Consider the following 18092-nt stretch of genomic DNA (forward strand, 5'->3'; position numbering starts at 1 on the left):
GACGTACGTGACCGCCCACCATCAAGGACCCGGGCTCCTGCACCACGTCAACCCGCGGATCGGCCTACGGAAGAACGACTTCGCCACGCTCGCCGACTTCGCCGATTCCCTGGACACCTCACGAACCACCTACTGAGCACCTCGCCAACTCTTGAAGTTGCTCCGTACTCGGAGCGGACATCTTTGCAGGACAGCCCTTAGTAACGCGGCGCGCTCGACGCGTCCCGGCTCCACGCGCTCGTGCGCGCCGCCGCCCACCGTGCCGCGGCGCTGCGCATCGCCACCCGCGGCCCCCGCGACGGCGTCCTCGAGATGCTCGGGATCCTTCCCGCACCGCCCTGGGGTGTACCAAGCCGGGTTGGCAGCTTGCCGGCGCCCTGCAGGCCGCCCGCCCCCGCCGAGGAGAGTGTCCTGGACAAGGCCGGCGGCTGCACCTAGTGCCTGGAAGCGACCCCGCCGCCGGCCGGTCAGCCTTCGCACATGGGCTTGCCGAGGTTGGCTGCCGTTTCAGCGGCGTCCGCATGTGTCATGACGGTGACGGTTGCCGACAGGGCGATCATCAGGCTGGCAATGACGGCACACATGGTGGAAAGGCTGCTATGCCGGGGTGCGGTCGGCCCCGATCCGCGGCGTCGTGCGCTGCGCAGGAGCACGATGTGCACGGTCACTGCCAGTACGGCGGCGGCCAGAGCACCGTACGACAAGGCGAAATGGGTCCACGGAACGGCGATGTAGCGGCAGGCGGCGGACTGGTGGTGGACATGTTGTGTTGACACGACCAGCGTCGCGACGAAACAGGTGATGGCTGCGGCGGTCAGCAGCGGAACGGACAGGATCGCAGTACGCCGACGCCTCGGCAGATACTGTGGCCGCTCTTGGGCATCGGAAGTGGTCTCGGCCACGGGATCAGTACCAATCCGGGTGCGGGCGGACGATGCGGACCTTCTGCTGGCCTTCGGCCTTTTCCGTGTTGGGCAGGCGCCCGTCGAGGCTGACGTTGCGGTGCGGGTCGCTGTGCTGGGTGTACTTGATCTCGCCGTCCGGCATGACGCCGGTGACGATGGCGGCGTGGTGCGTGTTGCCCTTCTCGATCTGGTCGTTGTCGCCGGCCTGCTCGTAGTAGATGATGTCGCCGGGACGGACCTGGTCGCGTGGCACTTCCTCACCCCCGTGATCGAGCATGAAGTTCTGCTGGTTCTCGGCTCCGCCCCAGGACTTCGAGTAGTACATCGTCTTGTCCCACCAGTCGTTGCCGATACCGCTTTCATGGCCCCAGGTATCGTCGCCACGCGCCCCCGACCAGAAGTCGAGCTTCTTCTGCATGCCAGCGTGATCGAGAGCTTGGGAGACGAAGTTGGTGCAGTTGTTTCCGAAGTCGATCGGATCGTCCTGGTCCCAGTTCTCCAGCGCGTACTCGACCATCTTGACGCGGTCGAACTTCCCGTCCGTGCCGCGCATCTCCTGTTTGGCGCTCTCCGGCAGCCCCTCCAGCTTCGACAGGGCGACCGGGTCGGCCAGCATCAGCTCGTGCCGCTGCTTGTCGCTCAGGCCGTTCCACCACATGCGCTGGGTCATCGGCCCGGCATCCTTGGGTATCTCGGCGCCGAGGATCTCCATCTCCGCCTGCGAGGCCTTGTTCTGCACCTTGAGCGCTTCGTCAGGGTCAGCGATGTTCACCTGTTTCGTCAGCATGGCGAACTTCGCGGCGGCCGTGTTGTCGGCCTCGCCGACCTGCCGCAGCACATGATCGCGCAGCGCGACGATGTACTCGCGCGCATGCAGCTTGTCCGGGTCCTCACCGGGCATCGGCGCGCCCTCGGGCAGGCCGTCCGGTCCGATGCGCAGATTGTGGCGCTGGGCGAGTTCGTTGATCTCGCGCGCCGAGCTCAGTGCGGTCTCCATACTGTCGGCCACGGCCTCGCAGAGCATCTTGCCGCCGAGCAGGATGTCGTAGGCGGACTCCAACTGGTCGGCCAGCTTTTCGAATTCCTTTGCGGCCTTCTGGCCCACCTCGTCGGTCCAGTTGTCGGCCAGCGGCTTGGTGCCGTTGTCCCGGATGTCCTGGGCGGCACGCAGGGCGTGCTTGGCCAGCGTCGCCCATTCGTCGGCGGCTTTGTGCCACTTCTCGGGCCGGGCGTTGATCACGGCCTCGTAGTTCACCACCGGCCGCTCACGCCTTTCCCAGGTCGTTCAGACCGTGCCGCAGCCGTGAGGCCGCTTCCTCGTCCTGCGCGGTGTAGCTGCCGGCGCTTTCCTGCAGCCGCTCGCCCAGCTCCCCCATCTTCTTCGCCAGGCCCACCATGTGCTCCTCCCACGTCAGCGCGCAGGAGTAGAGGTGCCCGGCACACTCCCAGCCCCAGACGGAGTCCGCCAAACCCGTCGCCTGGCTCTCCTCCAGGGAATTGTTCAGCTTGCGGACCGTCTCCCGGGACAGCGCGCTCATGTCGCCGCCCGCCGTCCGCACAGCATGACTGTTGATGCTGATGTCGCCCATGCGTGGATCCCCACCCCGTCGATCACTTTCCAGATCATCGTACGGGAGCGCCTGGAGACGGTTGGCCAGCCCCGACACCGTGAGAAAGAGCCTGTGCCAGCTGGTTGTCGAGGACGTCAGGGCGAGATGATGTCGGGCGCCATCATCTACAGGGCTTCACCGGCGCAGGTAGCCGTGGGTGTGTTCGGACAGGTCCGGCGGGCCACCGAACAGTGCGGGCCAGTCGGGTACGGCCGGGTCGTCCCGAGCGCCGTGTCGGGGACGACGATCTGGCCGACGGCCCACTGGATGGTGAGAGCTTGAGGAGGCTGGCCGGTGACCGCTGCCAGCTGCTGCAGGTAGTCCGCGGTGGCGCCCGTGGCCGTGACGTGCGCGGTGATGCTGGGCCCGTCCTCGGGCGGCAGCTCCGGGGGCGGCTGGTCGCTCATCACGGCCTCCTGTCATCGTCGCTCCCCCAGTGTGTCGGGACGGCGGACCAGCAGTTCGCGAAACCGTGTCATGCGGTGCGTCCAAGCCGCGGCACCGAATCCGTAGCCCTCTCCTTCCGGGCGGCGCGTTCGGCTCGGGCCTGCCGGGAGAGCGAGCAGATCTTCTACGGCGCCACGACGACGTCCTGCGGCGCACGATCACCGTCGACTTCAGTGGCCAGCCGTACGTCACCCGGCGCGTGCTCACCTCCGAGGAACTCGCGCGCCGCGAGTAGCCGGCCACTCCCGGCCGCACAGCAGCTGCTGATCGGCGGATCCGGCTGGGCGCGGCCCGTACCGATTGGCCGAGGCTCAGGCCGCCACCGCGGTGTGAAGTCGAACGCCTCGTGCCGGACATCTTGGTGCAGCAGACTCACCCCCGCGGCCTTCGTATGTACGTGATTCCGTGGCGGAACGCATGCTCATGCGAGGGCCCTCCGCCTGTCCGGCGAATGCCCAAGCGAGCGAACCAGTACGACTGGCTGTTCGAGAGTGTGAGGCTGGCAAGATACGCAGCGGGCTCAGCTGGCCCACTCGCGCCATTGCGCGCGATTGCCCTGAACCTCGGCGATGCTCGGGTGGCGCACAGCATCCAGCCCGTCATCAGCAAGAAGGTCAGCGATAAGAGCCGGGGGGCCGAAGACTTCGGTAGCACTCAGGTCCCAGTCGGTGAGGACGAACCAGGAGCCCCCCAGGGGCCACCAGTGCGCAGGGAACTGGGTTCCTACAGTCCGCTCGGGCCATGCGCAGGCGTCGTGGTGAGCCAGTGCCTCATCCAGCTGGCCTCGACGGGCCGGAACCGGTCCCCCATGTCCTCGATCGCGGCCTGGGCCCAGTAGCACTCCGTACGCAACCCGTCAGGACTATGACGGGCGAGGACCTCGACCAGACGGGCCAGACTGCCGCGGTCGATCTCACCCACGTCCGGGCCTTCAAAGCCTTCGGACAGGTCCAGCCCCTCGAAGACCCGGAACGAGGGGGTGTACTGCCAGTCCTCCAGGCGCTTGCCGACCTGCGCCAGCACGTCGTCCCACCGGGCCTGCTTCCCTCCCGCAGCGACGGCGTGCAGAACCCAGCAGCGATCCGGGAAACTCTCCTGGGGCTCGTAGCCCAAGACGGCCCCGTCCCCCTCCAGGGCCGGACATATGCCGCCCAGCGAATCATCGTCCGACACAAGCTCCAACGCGAAACCCTTCGACACTTCGATCATCATGTGGCGTTCAGTAACCAGTCGAGGTTAAAAGACAAGCTGAGCTTCAGCAGCTGGTCGACCAGCTGCTGAAGCTCAGCTTGACTCTGTCGGGGAACTTAAGGATCCCCGGCGGGCAGCATGATCAACGGGCATGCTCGGCTCTGTTCAAGGACCGATGCAGTTGTCGAGGTGCCCGTTGTCGCTCCACGCCCGTTCTGGTAAGCATGTCCCTTCTCTGACCGTGTGGATGGCGCGGGCGGGCAACCCGGGCGGCACGACGGCGATGTGGGTGGGAGACCACCTGGGCGGGCTGTGGCGTGACGAGGACTTCGCCGACTGGTATCCGCTCTGCGTGCTGCAGTTCCTGCTCGGTCTGTCGGACCGGCAGGCGGCCGAAGCGGTTCGCTGCCGCATTGATTTCAAGTACGCGCTGGCCATGGACCTGGACGATCCCGGCTTCCACCACAGCGTGCTGGCCGACTTCCGCGAGCGTCTCACCGAGGACGGCCGAGCCGACCGTCTCCTCGACCTCGCGCTCGCGCGCCTGAAGGAGGCCGGTCTCGTCCGCGAGCGCACCATCCAGCGCACGGACTCCACCCACGTCCTGGCCGCAGTGCGCGACCTGACCCGGCTGGAACTGGTCACCGAGGCCGTCCGCGCTGCGCTGGAAGAACTGGTCGGCGCAGCTCCGCACCTGCTGGCCGGCCTGGTCGACGAAGAGTGGGGGCGCCGCTACGGCCGCCCGGTCCGTCTGGGCATGAACCCCGCCCGCCCCAAGACCAGGATCCTCGCCGCCGGAGGGGACGCCGTCCGGCTGATCGAGCACCTCGGGCAGCACGGGCCGGAACGCCTGTCCGGTCCCCGCGTCCAGGCCCTGCGGCGGATTATGGTGCAGAACTACTACCGCGACGGGACCGGCCGCCTGCGCTGGCGCACCGCCGAGGACGGCGGCCTGCCGCCCTCGGCCGTCGCAGTCGTCTCGTCCTACGATCCGACGGCCCGCTACGCGCGCCGCGGACACGTCACCCGCGGGAAAGGGTTCCTCGCACATGTCACCGAGACCTGTGATCCCGACGGCGTCAACGTGATCACAGATGTGGCCACCACCGACGCCACCGGCTATGACGCGAAGGCTCTGCCCGGCATCCTCACCCGGCTGGGACGCCGCGGTCTGCTGCCCGCCGAGCACCTGGTCGACGGCGGCTACACCTCCCTGGTCCATCTGGAACAGGGGCCAACACCGATCAGCTCGTCCGGTCCGGCCGTACCGGACACACCAGCAGCCTCCGAGCCCGCACTTCCGGCCCAGCCGCCGGTGCCGCCGCGGCCCTCGACACCGCCACGACCGGCTGCCCCGCCCCGCCGCCGTCCACGTCGGAGCTTGTGGCCGTTCGGCCGCCGACGCTGAACCATAAGAAGCCGACGGGCGGACGGACGAGGCGGGCAGGCAACGCCGACGTCAAACCCGAGCAGGCCCTCACTGCCCACCGCTCGGGAACGTACGTGCGCCCTGATCCAGTCCCGCAACAGGACCTGGGCCCTGTCCGGCCGGCCATGCAGTTCGTGGCGTTGACACCTCACCCGCGAACATGGCCAAAATTGATTTAACGTTCAACCTGTTCTGGTGGCATGCTGCTCAGGGCGGCGCCAACCAGCCCGGCGCCCGGCCCAACACCCCACCTATGTACAGGGGATGACCCGACATGACGCAGACGCAGCCCCGGTCTCAGGCGCAGGCCCAGCCCCTGCCCCTCCGTCTCCATCACCACGCCTGGATCACCGACGACCAGGAAGCCAACCGCCGCTTCTACGAGGACGTGATCGGCCTGCCTTTGGTGGCCACGTGGACCGAGCGCGAGGCGATGGCCGGCGTCGAGCGCGCCTACAGTCACACTCTCTACGGCCTGGCCGACGGCAGCGCGCTCGCCTTCTTCCAGTTCGCCGACCCCAAGGACCAGGAGGAATTCAGGACCAGCATCAACTCAACTCCCATGCGTCACATAGCCTTCAAGGTCGAGGCCGGTGCACAAGAAGCCATCCGCGGGCGCATCGACGCAGTCTGCTCGGCGGACGCGAACCCCCATGTGATCGACCACGGCTTCTGCGTCTCGCTGTACGTCACGGACCCCAACGGGCTGATCCTGGAGTTCGCCGTCGACCACCCCGACGTGGAGAAGATCGACGCCGAGCAGCGCACCACCGCACACACCGACCTCGCCCGTTGGCTCGCCGGAGACCACACCAGCAACAACCGCTGGCGCTGACCTGCACTGCGGCGCTGGCCGGAGCCGCTCCGGCGCCAGCTGCGGATGTTCGCCGAAGAGCACTGGGGGCTCGCCCACTGGACCTACGACGCCGTCACCGGCCAAAGCAGCTCGCCCGCCTGCCCGCCACCGCCTTCCCTCGCACAACGCATGGTCAACGAGTTCCGTACGGCGACCGCCATCCGCAAGCCCAGCCCCGGACGGACGACTCGCCCCGCCCCCAAGCCATATCCTGGCGGCCGACGAAGTCCGCCGGACCGCCACCAACCGCTCCCTCTGCGGCACCGCCGCCGGCGCCGGAGGAGCCTGCGGCTGCAGCCTCCACCCACCCGTCGCCGCCGAGGTCCACGCTCGGCCCGGCCGTACCGGACACGGCAGCCTCTGAACCCGCGCTTCCGGCCCCGCCGCCTGTGCCGCCGCGGCCCTCAGCACCGCCACGGCCTGCTGCCCCGCCGCGCGCCGGAGCTGGTGGCCGTTCGGCCGCCGGCGCCGAACCTCACGCTGTCGCCAAAGCTCTCCGTCTGCCCGAGATCACCCTGAGGTGCTGTGCCGGACCAGCCAGAAGGTGATGCTGTAGGGGACGACATTCGCTCACCGCGACCGTTCCCCGAACGGGAACCGCTGCGACTGCTGTGGCTCGGGGGAAAGAAGGCGGTTACCGTACTCTGCCCGCGTGGACGGTAGGGATGAGTTGGGGAGTCTTCCCGACTGGCGGGTGCTGGTCGTCGGGGGCGCGTCGGGGATGGGGAAGACCGGTGTCGGGCGGGCATTGGCACGACGGTACGACGTCCCCGTCGTGGAGGTCGACGACATCGTGGAAGCCCTCCTTGCGGTGACACTGCCCGAGCACCTGCCCGAGGTCCACTTCTGGCGCACCCACCCGCAGGCCGCCCGGCAGACGCCCGAGTCGGTGGCCGAGCGGCAGATCGCGATCGCCGAGGCGCTGGCGCCGGCGATCGAGGCGGTGGTGGCCAACCATGTGGGCACCGACACCCCGGTGATCCTGGAAGGAGACTACGTCCTGCCCAGACCGGCGACGCCCAAAGGTCCGGTCCGGTCCGTCTTCCTCCACGAGGACGACGAGGAGCAGGTGACGGCCAACTACCTGCGCCGGGAGCCGGAGGCCGGACCACAGCGCCATCGCGCACGCGTCAGCGTGCTGTACGGCCGGTGGCTCGCCGCACAGGCACGGGCGGCCGACGTGCCGGTCCTCGCTCCACGCCCGTGGGAGGACCTGGCCAGCCGTGTCGCCGAGGCGGTGGAGGATGCCTGAAACCGTGGCGTCAACACGAACCACCGCTACCCAGAGCCCTCCGAAGAGCCCGGGCCCTGGGCCGCCCGGTACGCCTCGTACTGAGTCCAGGCACGTTCGAGCGTCTCGATAGCCGCATCGATGGCGCCACACGCTTCAAGGTAGTCAAGCTGGCCCTGCCGTCCCTTGCGTGAGGGCCAGTGCGGATCAGCGGAGACGTCCCGAGCGAGATCCCCGATGGCGTTGTGCTGATCGGTATGGGTCTTCAACCACGCGGTCAAACTCTTCGGCTTGGGCATGTCCGCATACTTCCGCCGCCGCGTCGGAACAAACCCGATGAGGTGCGGCGCATCCTTTGGCGCTCGCTCCGCTCGCGTGTTGGCCGTCGTCGGGGTTTCCGGCGTGGTCCGGGGCGCGGGCGCGGCACCCGGGGGCAGGATCCGCACCGTGCGCACCGCGTCGGTAGCCGAGATCGTCCTCGGCGAAGCCGACCGGCGCCTGACCCCGCCGTTGCAGAGCACCGTGCGCTGCGCCCAGGGCCGCGCCCGCATGGTCCGCGCCCTCTACGAACGCCTGGACCGCCTCACCGCACACCCCCGCTGAAAGCAGCGGCCCCCGTTACGGGGCGCCAGGTCAAGAGGGGTCGGGGGTGTTGGTCCCAACAGGTCCAACGGGTGAGGCGGGAGTGCCGGCGTTCCCGTGACGGCGGGCGGCGGTGTCCGCGCTGACGTCCAGGGCGTGGCCTACGGCCGTCCAGCTGTCCCCGGCCGTCCGGTCGGCGCACACCGCGGCCGCGAGGACGCCCCCGGCCGCCTCGGCGAGACTGCGGGCGGCACGGGTGTAGAGCACGGCCGCCCGCTCGGGACGCCAGTGGCGGTCTTCCATCTCGCCTTCGCCGCGGGCCTCCTCGGCATCGACGAGGGCGGCCAGGGCCCGGGCGGCGGCCGCCGCCCGGTAGGCCGCCGCCCGCAGTTCGTGCCGAGGCTCGCCCAGGGCCTCCGTACGGTCCTCCCGCAACGCCTGGCGCCGCCGCATCCGGGTGGCGACGTGCCTCCAGCGGGACCGGCACGCCTCGCAGCAGTACCGCCGCGGCCGCCCCGTGCCGCTCGTCGCCGGCACCGTCTTGCTGGTCGCCACCGTCTCCGGCTTCACCCTGCCGTCCAGGTTCAGCAGGGTGTCCAGGGTGTATAGGCTGTCGCGCGGGGTGCCGCGTACGACCATCGCACCGATCCCGGCGACCTGGTCGTTGACGGCGTTGAGCCAGGTCACGCCGCGTTTGTAGCCGTAGTACTCGGGCGAGGACCCGGTGTTGGTGCTCTTGACGGGGACGACGAAGCGCAGGCCGTTGACGGAGGCGAGCAGCCCGCCGTCCCACATCTGGGACAGCTCGATCCGGGACTGTGCGCCGATCAGCGCGGCGTTCGCCGCGGCGGTGTCGGCGCTCACATAGTTCTGGTCGACGTGCGAGAGCCGCGAGCGTGTCAGCGCCTTGGTGTCCCTGGACACGTTTCTGACCGACACTCAGTACACGGCCCACGCCGAGGACGAGAAGGTCGAGGTCTTCACCCTCCTCAACGGCGCCTCGCCCGAGGTGAAGAAGTACGCCGAGCGGGCACTCGCCGACGGGACTCCGGAGGCGATCCACTGGTTCCTCGTCACCGGCCAGCACATCGCCCGTGCCCGCGACGAGGAGAAGGCGACGACCGATCAGCTGCCACCATTGGATGGCTGACCTGGTAGCGGATTTCCGTCCCGCGAGAGCAGAAGTAAAATAAAAGAGGCGGGTGGCGGTACCCCACCGTCACCCGTCCATTCACCCTTCCCGTCTGAGAGAGTTCTTCATGTTCGGTTCCGGTCTTCCCGTCGGCCAGTGGATGGGGCTCGCGGCTGCGACTTCTTTTCTCCCCGGCCTCGCCATGCTGCCGTACATCCGGAAAGCGAAGAAGAAGGCGCTGGTTCCTCTCTTCTTCGTCGTTCCCGCCGGCATCGGAGCGCTCGGCATCTGGGGGAGCGCCGCGGCCCGTGGTTACGGCGCGGCGGAATCCCTTGAGATGTACGCCTGGTGCATGGCAGGTCTGGCACTGCTCATCGTCCTCGGCCGCCCCCAGATCAAGAGGAACGAAGAACTTCGGGCTGCGGGCAAGGAGATGGAGCAGCCATCGGGCCTCTATATGGCGGTGGTCTTCGTATCTCTGGGAATCGCCGCCATACTTGCTTTCCTGGTCAGGAAATACCTCATTGGGTGACCCCTCGTCCCGCGTGATGGGTTCCACATTCGATCATGCGGGATCCATGCCTTTCACCGCCATCTCCGGCTGGACTTTCCGTGAGGGAAATGATTGCGTTGACATCGCTTCCGGTGGGGAATGCCTACGAATTTCCCCTTCTCCTTCCTGGGCGTGCAGAGATCTTGGGGCGCGGCTCCGGCCGCCAGGCCGCCCACCTGGCCGTCCACCACCCCGTCGACCGCGTCGACGCCGTCGACGCCTCTGCCGGGCGCAGCAGCTGGTGGATGGCGTTGGCCAGGAACATCGTGGTGGTGCGGTACCCGGCGACAAGGACGGGCAGCCCAAAGACGATCACCTCGTCGGTGCTCAGCTCGCCGGCGTCGAGCCGCCGCACGAGGTCGGTGAACAGGTCCTCGCCGGGTGCCCGGCGTTTGCGTTCGATCAGCTCGGTGAGGTACTCGCGCAGCCACCGGACCGCCTCCTGCCGTTCCTCTTGTGAGATCAGCACGTCCAGTGCGGCGTCGGTGGGGGCGAAAAAGACGTGCCGGTCCTCGTAAGGGAGCCCGGTCAGTTCGCACACCACGAGCAGGGGGCAGATCCGCGAAGCCAGTGACCAGGTCTCCGGGCCGGGCCCCGCGCTCGAAGTCGTCCAGGACCCGGTCGGCCTGCTGGCGGATGACCGGTCGGCGTTCGCGGATCGCACGCAGGCTGAACGCGTCGGCGACCGCGGTGCGCAGCGCCTGGTGACGCGGTCCGTCGAGCGCCATCATGGTGATGAGCTGCGGGGCCCGGCCGGCGGCCGGACGGGTGGGCCAGGCGTCCACCGCGGGCCGGATCAGCCGGCCGCCGGCCAGCAGATCCCGTACGTCGCCATAGCGGGTGACGAACCAGCCGGGTGCACCGACCGGAAGCCGTACTCGCACCACCGGGCACTCGGCACGCAGATGCCGGTAAGCCGCAGGTGACCCCACCGAACCCGTCGGCGGCAGCGGCAGTTTTTGCACCACCTCGTCAGAAGTCCGATGCTGCGCCAGCGGGCACGATGGTGACGAGGCTGCCTCATCGGCACCGTTGTCAACAGCAGGCCGCACCGCGCCGGCTCCAGCGGTGCGATCCTCCACGGTTTCCCGGCCACTGTCATTGCCACGGCCAGCTTCTGCCCTCATTGCTTCTGCGTCCCTCCCGTTCAGGTAACGCAGTCAATCAGGGCGGTGCCCGCCAGCAGGCGAACGAACAGCCGAATCGCCAGGGTTCCCCCAGACCAGCGAGGGTGACAACCGCGAAGGACGGAAGCAGCACCACTGGCCGCACCCGCCTCATCTGGCCGCCCCCACGGCCGCGGCTGGACTGATCAGCCCAGGAGCCGAGGATTGAAATCAGGCTCTGAGCTTGGCGTTTAACCAGCTGTCCGTCAGACGGAACAGCAGTCAGCGCGCGAAAGCCCACTGCCGAGGGCTCACCGGAGATGTGATCGTTCATCGACGCGGTGCGTCGGGGTGCCCAGGAAGACCTCGGGTGACGCAGGACAGTAGGCGACATTGAACGTGTCGAGCCGGTAGGACCACGGACCACCCCATGTGCCCACGAACCGGTAGTTGATCTGCCACTGCAGCCATTGCCCAGGAGCGAGCCGGAGTGCTGGTGGGCGCCGGTTGCGCTGGGGCATGCTGAAGATCGTCGTTTCCGGCCGGTGCACTCGCAGCAGCCCGTCCGACTCCTTGAGTACCAGCCCGGGATCCGATAGATCCTGCACACTCGTGTGTGGCACGAAGGAGTCCGACTCCCGCATGGAGACATCGTGCAGTGCCGATGTCAGGCCGGTCGGCAGGTTGAATGCGATCGGAGCCGCGTTGCGTATCGCGGCTCCGGTGCCACCCCGCGACGCTTTGGTCCACGATGTGCCCACCCTCTGGTCGACGACTCTCATGGATTGATCATCGGGTACTTGGCCGCAACGTGGCCACTGTGTTTGTGCCCGCCGAAGCTGGGCCTGCTCTCCGTGGCTTGGTGCCCTTCTTGTGGTGGGCGGGTCGGGCGTACGCCTCGCCGACGGCCAGGACTCTGCCCCACCTCGTAGCGGGCGGCGGGCCGCTGGTTCTTCGAGCCGGCCGGCCGGGACCGGGGCGGCTGGGTTTCGGTGCACGCGCTGGTGAGGGGGCCTTCGTGTGGAGGTTCCGGAACCCGCGCCGGACCCGTGCGGGCGTGAGCTTGTTCGATTCCGCCGGCCGCTCCCACGGGTGGCGGAGGTCGGCGACGAGCGGGCGGGCGAGGCGGAGCTGGGTGTGGGCGGCGATGACCAGCCAGACACCTCATGAAGCTAAGAGTCAAGCTGCAGCGGCCAGCAGGACGGGGAACGCCGTCTGCTCGTCGAACAACTCGTGCTCCCGCAGGCAGCGGTAGAGCTGCCCGAGCATCCGGTTGAAGAGGTGCCGGAGGGCGGCCGCGTGCCAGTCTCCGTGCTCGTCGCGTCGACGGCGGTAGTGGGACTTGGCCCCGGGAGATCCGTTCGGGGCCGCGAAGGCCCACAGGTAGCCAGCGTGGTTGAGACGGTCGTTCTTCACCCGCCGCCTGGTGATGCTCGACTTCTTGCCGGAGGCCCGGGTGATGGGTGATGAGCCTGCGTAGGCCTTCAGGCCGCGGGCGTCGGCGAACCTGCTGCGGTCGTCCCCGATCTCGGCCAGCACCCGGGCGCCGAGTTGGACGCCGAGGCCGGGGAAACTGAGGAGGATCTCAGCGTCCGGGTGCTGAGGGAACGCCTCTGCCACCGCCCCCGCGAGGTCGTCGGCCGCGGTGCAGGCGGCCTCCAGCTGGACGAGGGGGCGAGCATCTGCTTGCCGAGTGCGTCCTCGACGAGTTCCGGCTGGTGGGCCCAGTCGGCCCGGTAGACGTTACGGATGCGGTCGGCCTCGGTCTCGATGCCCCGCTTGCGGCCGGCACGCTTGAGCGCGGCCTGGATCTGTGTGCGGCTCAGCCGCGCGGCCCTGGCAGGTGTCGGCGCGAGCTTGAGCAGCTCGCGGGCCTCGGGACGGCACAGACCGTTCTGCCAGGGCGCGAAGGCCTCCAGGGCGGAGGGGTAGTACTCGCGCAGCAGCGACCGGAGCTGGTTGGAGATCTGCTGCCGGTTCCAAGTGGCATCCTGCTGGGCCCTGGCCAGGACGGCGATGGCGCGGGCCAGATCGGTATCGCCCGGAAGGGGCCGGTGGGCGTGCATGTCGGTGCGCAGGATGTTGGCCAGGACCAGGGCGTCGCCGGGGTCGGACTTCTTGCGCGAGACGCTGTGCCGGTCACGGTAGCGGGCGGCGGCCATCGGGTTGATGGCGAAGACCTGCCGTTTACCCGTCCGCAGGACAGCGACCAGCAGGCCCCGGGAGGTCTCGATCGCGACCGGGATCGGGGCGTCTTCCGTGTCCCCGTACTCGGCGAGGAGGTCCAGCAGCAGTCGGTAGCCGGCCGCATCGTCGGTGATGCGGCGCTTGGCGCGTAACTCGCCGGTGTCGTCGACCAGGGCAACGTCGTGGTGCCGCTCCGCCCAGTCGATACCGCAGTAGATCAAGATGTTCCCCTCCCAAGATGTGGATGTTTGCGCTGGTCACGAGCGCATGCGGGGCCACGCAGCGACCTAATTCCAGGACTCAGCCGCCGGGGCCGGTCCGACACCTCATTAGCCGTGTTCGTGGCACCAGCGCACCGCGCGGGCCTCGGTCTACGCGGGAGCTCGAATGGCTCGGGTGCTTCAAGAGGTCACCGTGCGGAGGGCTCGCACCGCCAACTCCAACGAGTGATGAAGCGGACAGGTGTTGACGCTTGACGGGCGCCGAGTGTCGTCGCTCTGGCTAAAGGCATCGAGGCCAGGTCCAGCGAAGACGTCCGCTCGACGCCCATGGAGCATCACCACCCACCGCTTCGGTCGTGGCGGCCGTGAAGACGTCGAGCGCCGCCGTTCTCTGGGTAGGCCTCACGTCGACCAAGTCGCGTGGAGACGTCCGCTCGGCGCCCACACGACGCCACCAGCACAAGCAGGAGGATCGTCCGCACGCTCTAACCAGAGGCTTCACAAGCCCAGCTCGAAGTAGGCGTGACCACTCTCACCACTCGAACACCCCAGTGACTCGACCTGACCCACCGGGGCCCTTGGAAAGGAATTAGGTCCAGCGGTCGGCCGCCGACGAGTCGCGTAGGCGGGGCCGGGTCCAGCCGAGGGTCTGCTTGAGCAGGCGGAAGGTGTGCTCCAGGTCGAAGCGGCGCAGGAACGCCTGCCAGCAGCGGTCGACCTCGGCAGGGGCGACGCCGGGGCGCGACCACCACAGCCAGACCGGCCGGTTCACCCCGCCGCTGGGCAGCTTCTCGACGGCCAGGCGGATCACGGTGCCCTCGATGACCGGCAGCGGCCCGTCGTGCTCCAGCCAGGCCGCCCGGCGAGTCAGCCTCGGGTGAAGCCGGCCCCAGGCGCGGGCGACGGCCGTGCCGTAGCGGCGGGTGGCGGTGGTGGTCACCGCCTGCTCCTTGCCCCAGGTGGCGGGGTCGCCGAAGACGAACTCCCCGCCGTGCTTGGGCGGCCTGCCCCCAGCAGGGTTGGCCGCGGCGAACTCCGCGCGGCTCGGCGCCGGACGTCGCATCACCCGGTCCGAGCGGAGCCGACCGAGGACCTGCACCGGAAGGTCGCCGAGCAGGTGGGCGATGCGCGGGGCGTCGTACCCGGCGTCCATCACCACCAGGACCTCCGGATCGCCCGCCTTCCACTGCCCCGCGCCGATCAACCCGACCACCACGTCGCGGAGCTGGGCGGTGGTGACGGCGGCCAGGTCGGCCCCGGGCTCCAGCCGCACCGCGTCCAGCACCGCGGTCCAGGAGGTGCGGCCGGTCTCCAGCGCGACGACGAACGAGTACGGCCAGCCGGGGATCATCTGGTGCTTGGCGTCGCCGCGGCCGTAGGTGTGGCAGAACGAGCGGTCCGGGCAGGTCCCGGCGTCCGGCGAGACGTCGACAGCGAGCACCAGGCGGCCGTCGGCGGCGCGCGGCAGTGGCAGGCCGACCAGCTCGGTCCGCAGCCGCGCGACGTCCAGGCGGCCCCTGTTCAGCGCGGCGTAGAGGGTGCCGTGTCCGCGCCGGCGCTCGGGCGCCAGCGCGAGGTCCACCAGGGTCTTCACCGGGCCATCGGTGCACAGCACCGCGTCGGTCAGCTCCAACAGCGCGTCGCGCCGTCCGGTCAGGCAGTCGTAGAAGCCCCCTCGGAAGCGTGACAGTTCCGCGAACGGATCGCACTGCACGCCCTGTTCCACCACACTCACCACTACGGCCTTCGCCTCAAGACCTGGATCCCTTGGTCGAGTTCAGGACCACGCGAACGCCTTACCCCCGTCCCGGGAGCACCCGGATGAGTGATCACCGGGCCCGCTTGTTCGAAGCCGGACGTTAAACGACAAGCTCAGCCCTGGCTGTGCTCGCAGGAGCCTTTCTGCGAGCGGATGACACAGGAACACCCGGTCGTGGGCGGGCGGCAGGCGCTCTCCGTCGTACAGGATGGCCGAGTCCCAGTCGGCGGGGTCGCCCGTGCCCTGCCGGTCGACGATCACGGCGCGGGTCGGTGTCGGGAGGCCCGTCGCTGCCGCTAGGACGGCCACTTCGACCGTGTCGGCCTGTTGGGGTGTGAGGCCGTCCAGCCACAGCGTCTGGATCTCGCAGCCGAGTGGGTCGTACGCGTACTCGTCGACCACGTCGGTGTCCGCGGAGAACCACCACTGCATCGTGAGGGACGCGATGCGCAGGCCCAGGAGGCGGGCGAGTTCCTCCTGGCGCATGAGGACACCGTCTCCTTCGACGTCGAGGACGACGGCTCCGCCCCGTACCGGATGTACGAGGGCGATGCCGTGTGCCGCGAAGAGCTCCGTCTGTTCGGTGAAGGCCGGTACGGCCGCCGATTCCCGGTACCAGCGGATGAATCCGTCAGTCATGGCTAGCAGCTCGGCAGCGTGAAGATGTGCACATTCTTGTCTCCGAATATCTTCTTGGCCTGCTTGACGGCCGATTCCGGTGTGTTGTCCGACAGGTAGTAGATGGCCTTCACCGCAACCACCCGACTGGTGGTGATCGCGTTGAACTTGGACTCTCAGCGAGCGTCCTCAGTGATCGCGCGCAGCGCCTCGACGTGTGCGGTGAATGCGCGGCGGCCCCGGATGGTGAGTGACAACCAGGTCCGAGGACGTTTCCCGACGTACCCCTTGGTGATCTGGACGTAACCCGCCTTTTCCAGCAGAGCGGCCTGCTTGGACAGTGCCGGGTCAGTCACCTCGATGGTGTCGCGCACGTACGCAAACTCCGCCTTCTCGGCCGCCGCCAGCGTCGCCATGATCGAGAACCGGACAGGAGAGTGGATGATGTCGTCCAGCGCGTGCCTGGGATGACTCATGCCCGGACCCTCCAGGACGTCACGCCGGCCGCCGTGAACCCGGGCAGCGCCACCAGCACCGCACCCGTCAGCCACCAGGCCAGGTCCCCCGGGAAGAACGTGATTCCGACGCTGAGCACAAACCCGTACAGCGTGGCCCAGGTTCCAATCATTACGCAGTGTGTCACCGCCATGCCCCGATGCGCAACCGGCTGCCGCATCGCGTACACACTCAACCCGACGATCATGGGAACCCAGAGTGCCACGCTGACCACTGTGCCCAGTCGGCCGCCCAACAAGCCGAGTGTGAGCACCTGGGCAAACGACATCGCGCCGTACACCAACTGGTAGTGGATCACCCAGCGCGACCGTCGGCCCACCGTTCCCTTGAGCCTCTTCACTTGCGCCAGAGCGGCTGAGGGGGGCAGTTCACTCATCTCCATACCGGCACCCTGGCAAGTACTTACCAAGGTGACAAGTACTTGCCTCTTGAAAGGCTTAAATTGCAGGGCAGAGTGCCCAACGGCCGCCCTGCGCAGGTTTCACTGATACCGCCACCACCACATCCGCGATCAGCGCTGGGAATGCAAACACGCACTCAAAGTTTCGGGACGGCCGTCCAGGGCCAGGACGAGGCGGCCGAGCGCGGGCCAGTCGGGCAGGTACTGGCCGTGGAAGACATCGGTGACCTGGTCTTCGGTCAGGGAGCCCTGGCACTGGGTGTGCAGGAGGTAGGGGTCGGGCCGACCGGCGGACAGGTGCAGGCCGCGTAGAGCGGCGTGCAGGGCGCCGATCGCGTCCTCGGAGGCGATCTTGGCGGACTGCGTCACGCCGCGTACGGCGCGCCACAGGGTGCGTATGGCGGCGGGGTCGCCGTCGCAGGCCAGGGTGATACGGCGGACCACGGACCAGGAAGGGACGCGTTCTCCCGACACCACACGCGAGACGTAGGAGGCCGAGATCCTGGCTCGTCCTGGGCGATGTCGCCGACCGGCTTGGTGCTGCCGCGCTTCAGGTGGGACAGGGCGTTGGCGAACTGCTGGATGCTGCTGAGCCCCCGGCCCCGCCGCCCTCTTCATCGCCGGGGGGGGGCTGGCGGCCGGGGGGCGCCCCGTCAGCCCCCCGCTGACGGGGCAGCACCTCGGCCGGGCCGGCGGTCTCCGGCGGGTCGGCCGCGGCGAGGGATTTGAACCGCTGGAGCTTGCTCTCGACGGCGACCGTATCCCACCGGGTGCCGTCGGCGCGCAGATGCTGCACCGCCAACGCGTCGTAGATCTCCAGCTGCTTGCGGGCCCGCGCGGAGCGGGACAGGCACTGCCCCAGGTCGGGTGCGGCGGTGTACTCGGCGTCCAGCAGCGCGCCGGTGATGCGGCGCACCGCCTGGAGCACCTCGTAGCGTTCCCGCCCGGTCCGGACGTCCTGGCCGGGAGTGCGCTTGCGGCGCTGGCAGGCACGCGAGCAGTACAGCCGGCGCCGGCCGCGGCCCGCGTAGGTAAGGCCCTTGCCGCACTGGCGGCAGGTGTCAGCAGCGGTCATCAGTTGCCCCTTCCGGGGGATGCGACAGGGGATTTACCGCCGCCCGCCGTGCGGATCGGCCGCGTACGGGGCGATTTTTCGTCCCCTGACAGACAGGCTTCGCCGTCGCTCCGGCATGAAGAGACAACCGGTGCCGGGGGGGGGGGGGGGGGGGGGGGCAGGGGGGGGGGGGGGGGGGGAGGGGGGGGGGGGGGGGGGGGGGAGGGGAGAGGGGGGGGGGGGGGGGGGGGGGGGTGGTGGGGGAGGGGGGGGGGGGGGTGGGGTGTGTAGCATG

19 protein-coding genes and 4 pseudogenes are annotated in these 18092 nt (G+C 68.9%); 6 read left to right on the forward strand and 17 right to left on the reverse strand.

Translation table 11 applies throughout. The features are described from left to right. Positions 1–467 precede the first annotated feature (467 nt). The 5 genes from ACZ4Z1_RS35030 to ACZ4Z1_RS35050 all read right to left on the reverse strand — a co-directional run bounded on the left by ACZ4Z1_RS35030 (position 468) and on the right by ACZ4Z1_RS35050 (position 4174). On the reverse strand, positions 468–902 hold the full coding sequence (locus ACZ4Z1_RS35030; RefSeq protein ID WP_468490711.1) for a hypothetical protein: 435 nt from the start codon (positions 900–902) through the stop codon (positions 468–470). A gap of 4 nt (positions 903–906) precedes the next feature. Further along, a complete protein-coding gene (locus ACZ4Z1_RS35035) occupies positions 907–2163 on the reverse strand; it encodes an amidase domain-containing protein (RefSeq protein WP_468490712.1) in 1257 nt (418 codons plus the stop codon). 7 nt (positions 2164–2170) lie between these two features. Further along, a complete protein-coding gene (locus tag ACZ4Z1_RS35040; RefSeq protein WP_468490713.1) occupies positions 2171–2494 on the reverse strand; it encodes a type VII secretion target in 324 nt (107 codons plus the stop codon). Between the two features lie 146 nt (positions 2495–2640). Further along, the gene (locus ACZ4Z1_RS35045) at positions 2641–2922 is read right to left on the reverse strand and encodes a hypothetical protein (protein ID WP_468490714.1); all 282 of its coding nucleotides are present in this window, start codon (positions 2920–2922) and stop codon (positions 2641–2643) included. A gap of 763 nt (positions 2923–3685) precedes the next feature. Next, complete coding sequence (locus ACZ4Z1_RS35050; protein WP_468490715.1) at positions 3686–4174, reverse strand: hypothetical protein; 489 nt, start codon at positions 4172–4174, stop codon at positions 3686–3688. Between the two features lie 226 nt (positions 4175–4400). Here ACZ4Z1_RS35050 and ACZ4Z1_RS35055 point away from each other — a divergent pair, with 226 nt between their 5' ends. The 3 genes from ACZ4Z1_RS35055 (at position 4401) to ACZ4Z1_RS35065 (ending at position 7690) form a co-directional block, all read left to right on the forward strand. Beyond that, entirely contained in the window at positions 4401–5561 is a 1161-nt protein-coding gene (locus ACZ4Z1_RS35055; protein ID WP_468490770.1) for a transposase, read from the forward strand. A 295-nt stretch (positions 5562–5856) separates the two neighbouring features. After that, complete coding sequence (locus tag ACZ4Z1_RS35060) at positions 5857–6417, forward strand: VOC family protein (RefSeq protein WP_468490716.1); 561 nt, start codon at positions 5857–5859, stop codon at positions 6415–6417. A 673-nt stretch (positions 6418–7090) separates the two neighbouring features. Beyond that, positions 7091–7690: a hypothetical protein gene (locus tag ACZ4Z1_RS35065; RefSeq protein ID WP_468490717.1), complete on the forward strand. Its 600-nt coding sequence runs from the start codon at positions 7091–7093 to the stop codon at positions 7688–7690. A 26-nt stretch (positions 7691–7716) separates the two neighbouring features. On the opposite strand, the gene ACZ4Z1_RS35070 is transcribed toward ACZ4Z1_RS35065, so the two are convergent. Next, complete coding sequence (locus ACZ4Z1_RS35070; RefSeq protein ID WP_468490718.1) at positions 7717–7968, reverse strand: YozE family protein; 252 nt, start codon at positions 7966–7968, stop codon at positions 7717–7719. Positions 7969–8116: 148 nt separating this feature from the next. Between ACZ4Z1_RS35070 and ACZ4Z1_RS35075 the strand changes: the two genes are divergently transcribed. Continuing rightward, positions 8117–8272 carry a hypothetical protein gene (locus ACZ4Z1_RS35075; RefSeq protein WP_468490719.1) on the forward strand — a complete coding sequence of 52 codons (156 nt, stop codon included), beginning with the start codon at positions 8117–8119 and terminating at the stop codon, positions 8270–8272. Between the two features lie 525 nt (positions 8273–8797). Here ACZ4Z1_RS35075 and ACZ4Z1_RS35080 read toward each other — a convergent pair. Next, positions 8798–9175: pseudogene (locus tag ACZ4Z1_RS35080) on the reverse strand (Tn3 family transposase); the annotation flags it as partial. On the opposite strand from ACZ4Z1_RS35080, the gene ACZ4Z1_RS35085 reads away from it, so the two are divergent. Further along, positions 9162–9401: an ALF repeat-containing protein gene (locus ACZ4Z1_RS35085; RefSeq protein ID WP_468490720.1), complete on the forward strand. Its 240-nt coding sequence runs from the start codon at positions 9162–9164 to the stop codon at positions 9399–9401. The pseudogene ACZ4Z1_RS35080 and the gene ACZ4Z1_RS35085 overlap by 14 nt on opposite strands. 109 nt (positions 9402–9510) lie before the next feature. Then, positions 9511–9915 (forward strand): hypothetical protein, encoded by a 405-nt coding sequence (locus tag ACZ4Z1_RS35090; RefSeq protein WP_468490721.1) that lies wholly within the window; start codon positions 9511–9513, stop codon positions 9913–9915. A gap of 124 nt (positions 9916–10039) precedes the next feature. Here the strand turns inward: ACZ4Z1_RS35090 and ACZ4Z1_RS35095 are convergent, their stop codons facing one another. From ACZ4Z1_RS35095 to ACZ4Z1_RS35140, 10 genes and pseudogenes are all read right to left on the reverse strand, one after another. After that, on the reverse strand, positions 10040–10600 hold the full coding sequence (locus ACZ4Z1_RS35095; RefSeq protein ID WP_468490722.1) for a hypothetical protein: 561 nt from the start codon (positions 10598–10600) through the stop codon (positions 10040–10042). A gap of 753 nt (positions 10601–11353) precedes the next feature. Further along, on the reverse strand, positions 11354–11824 hold the full coding sequence (locus ACZ4Z1_RS35100) for a hypothetical protein (RefSeq protein ID WP_468490723.1): 471 nt from the start codon (positions 11822–11824) through the stop codon (positions 11354–11356). Between the two features lie 104 nt (positions 11825–11928). Continuing rightward, positions 11929–12200: pseudogene (locus ACZ4Z1_RS35105) on the reverse strand (NF041680 family putative transposase); the annotation flags it as partial. A gap of 21 nt (positions 12201–12221) precedes the next feature. Then, positions 12222–13450 (reverse strand): annotated as a pseudogene (locus ACZ4Z1_RS35110) (IS110 family RNA-guided transposase). Between the two features lie 592 nt (positions 13451–14042). Further along, a pseudogene (locus ACZ4Z1_RS35115) lies at positions 14043–15185 on the reverse strand (transposase); the annotation flags it as partial. A gap of 42 nt (positions 15186–15227) precedes the next feature. Next, positions 15228–15848, reverse strand: a complete 621-nt coding sequence (locus tag ACZ4Z1_RS35120) for a hypothetical protein (RefSeq protein ID WP_468490724.1) — start codon at positions 15846–15848, stop codon at positions 15228–15230. Positions 15849–16003: 155 nt separating this feature from the next. After that, positions 16004–16303: a winged helix-turn-helix domain-containing protein gene (locus ACZ4Z1_RS35125; protein WP_468490725.1), complete on the reverse strand. Its 300-nt coding sequence runs from the start codon at positions 16301–16303 to the stop codon at positions 16004–16006. Then, positions 16300–16719, reverse strand: coding sequence for a hypothetical protein (locus ACZ4Z1_RS35130; RefSeq protein ID WP_468490726.1), 420 nt, complete (start codon positions 16717–16719; stop codon positions 16300–16302). The genes ACZ4Z1_RS35125 and ACZ4Z1_RS35130 overlap by 4 nt, the downstream gene beginning before the upstream one ends. Before the next feature lie 135 nt (positions 16720–16854). Beyond that, positions 16855–17187 carry a hypothetical protein gene (locus ACZ4Z1_RS35135; RefSeq protein WP_468490727.1) on the reverse strand — a complete coding sequence of 111 codons (333 nt, stop codon included), beginning with the start codon at positions 17185–17187 and terminating at the stop codon, positions 16855–16857. A gap of 106 nt (positions 17188–17293) precedes the next feature. Further along, entirely contained in the window at positions 17294–17818 is a 525-nt protein-coding gene (locus tag ACZ4Z1_RS35140; RefSeq protein WP_468490728.1) for a hypothetical protein, read from the reverse strand. Positions 17819–18092: the final 274 nt, after the last annotated feature.

The organism is Streptomyces sp. NPDC030165, from assembly GCF_055573595.1.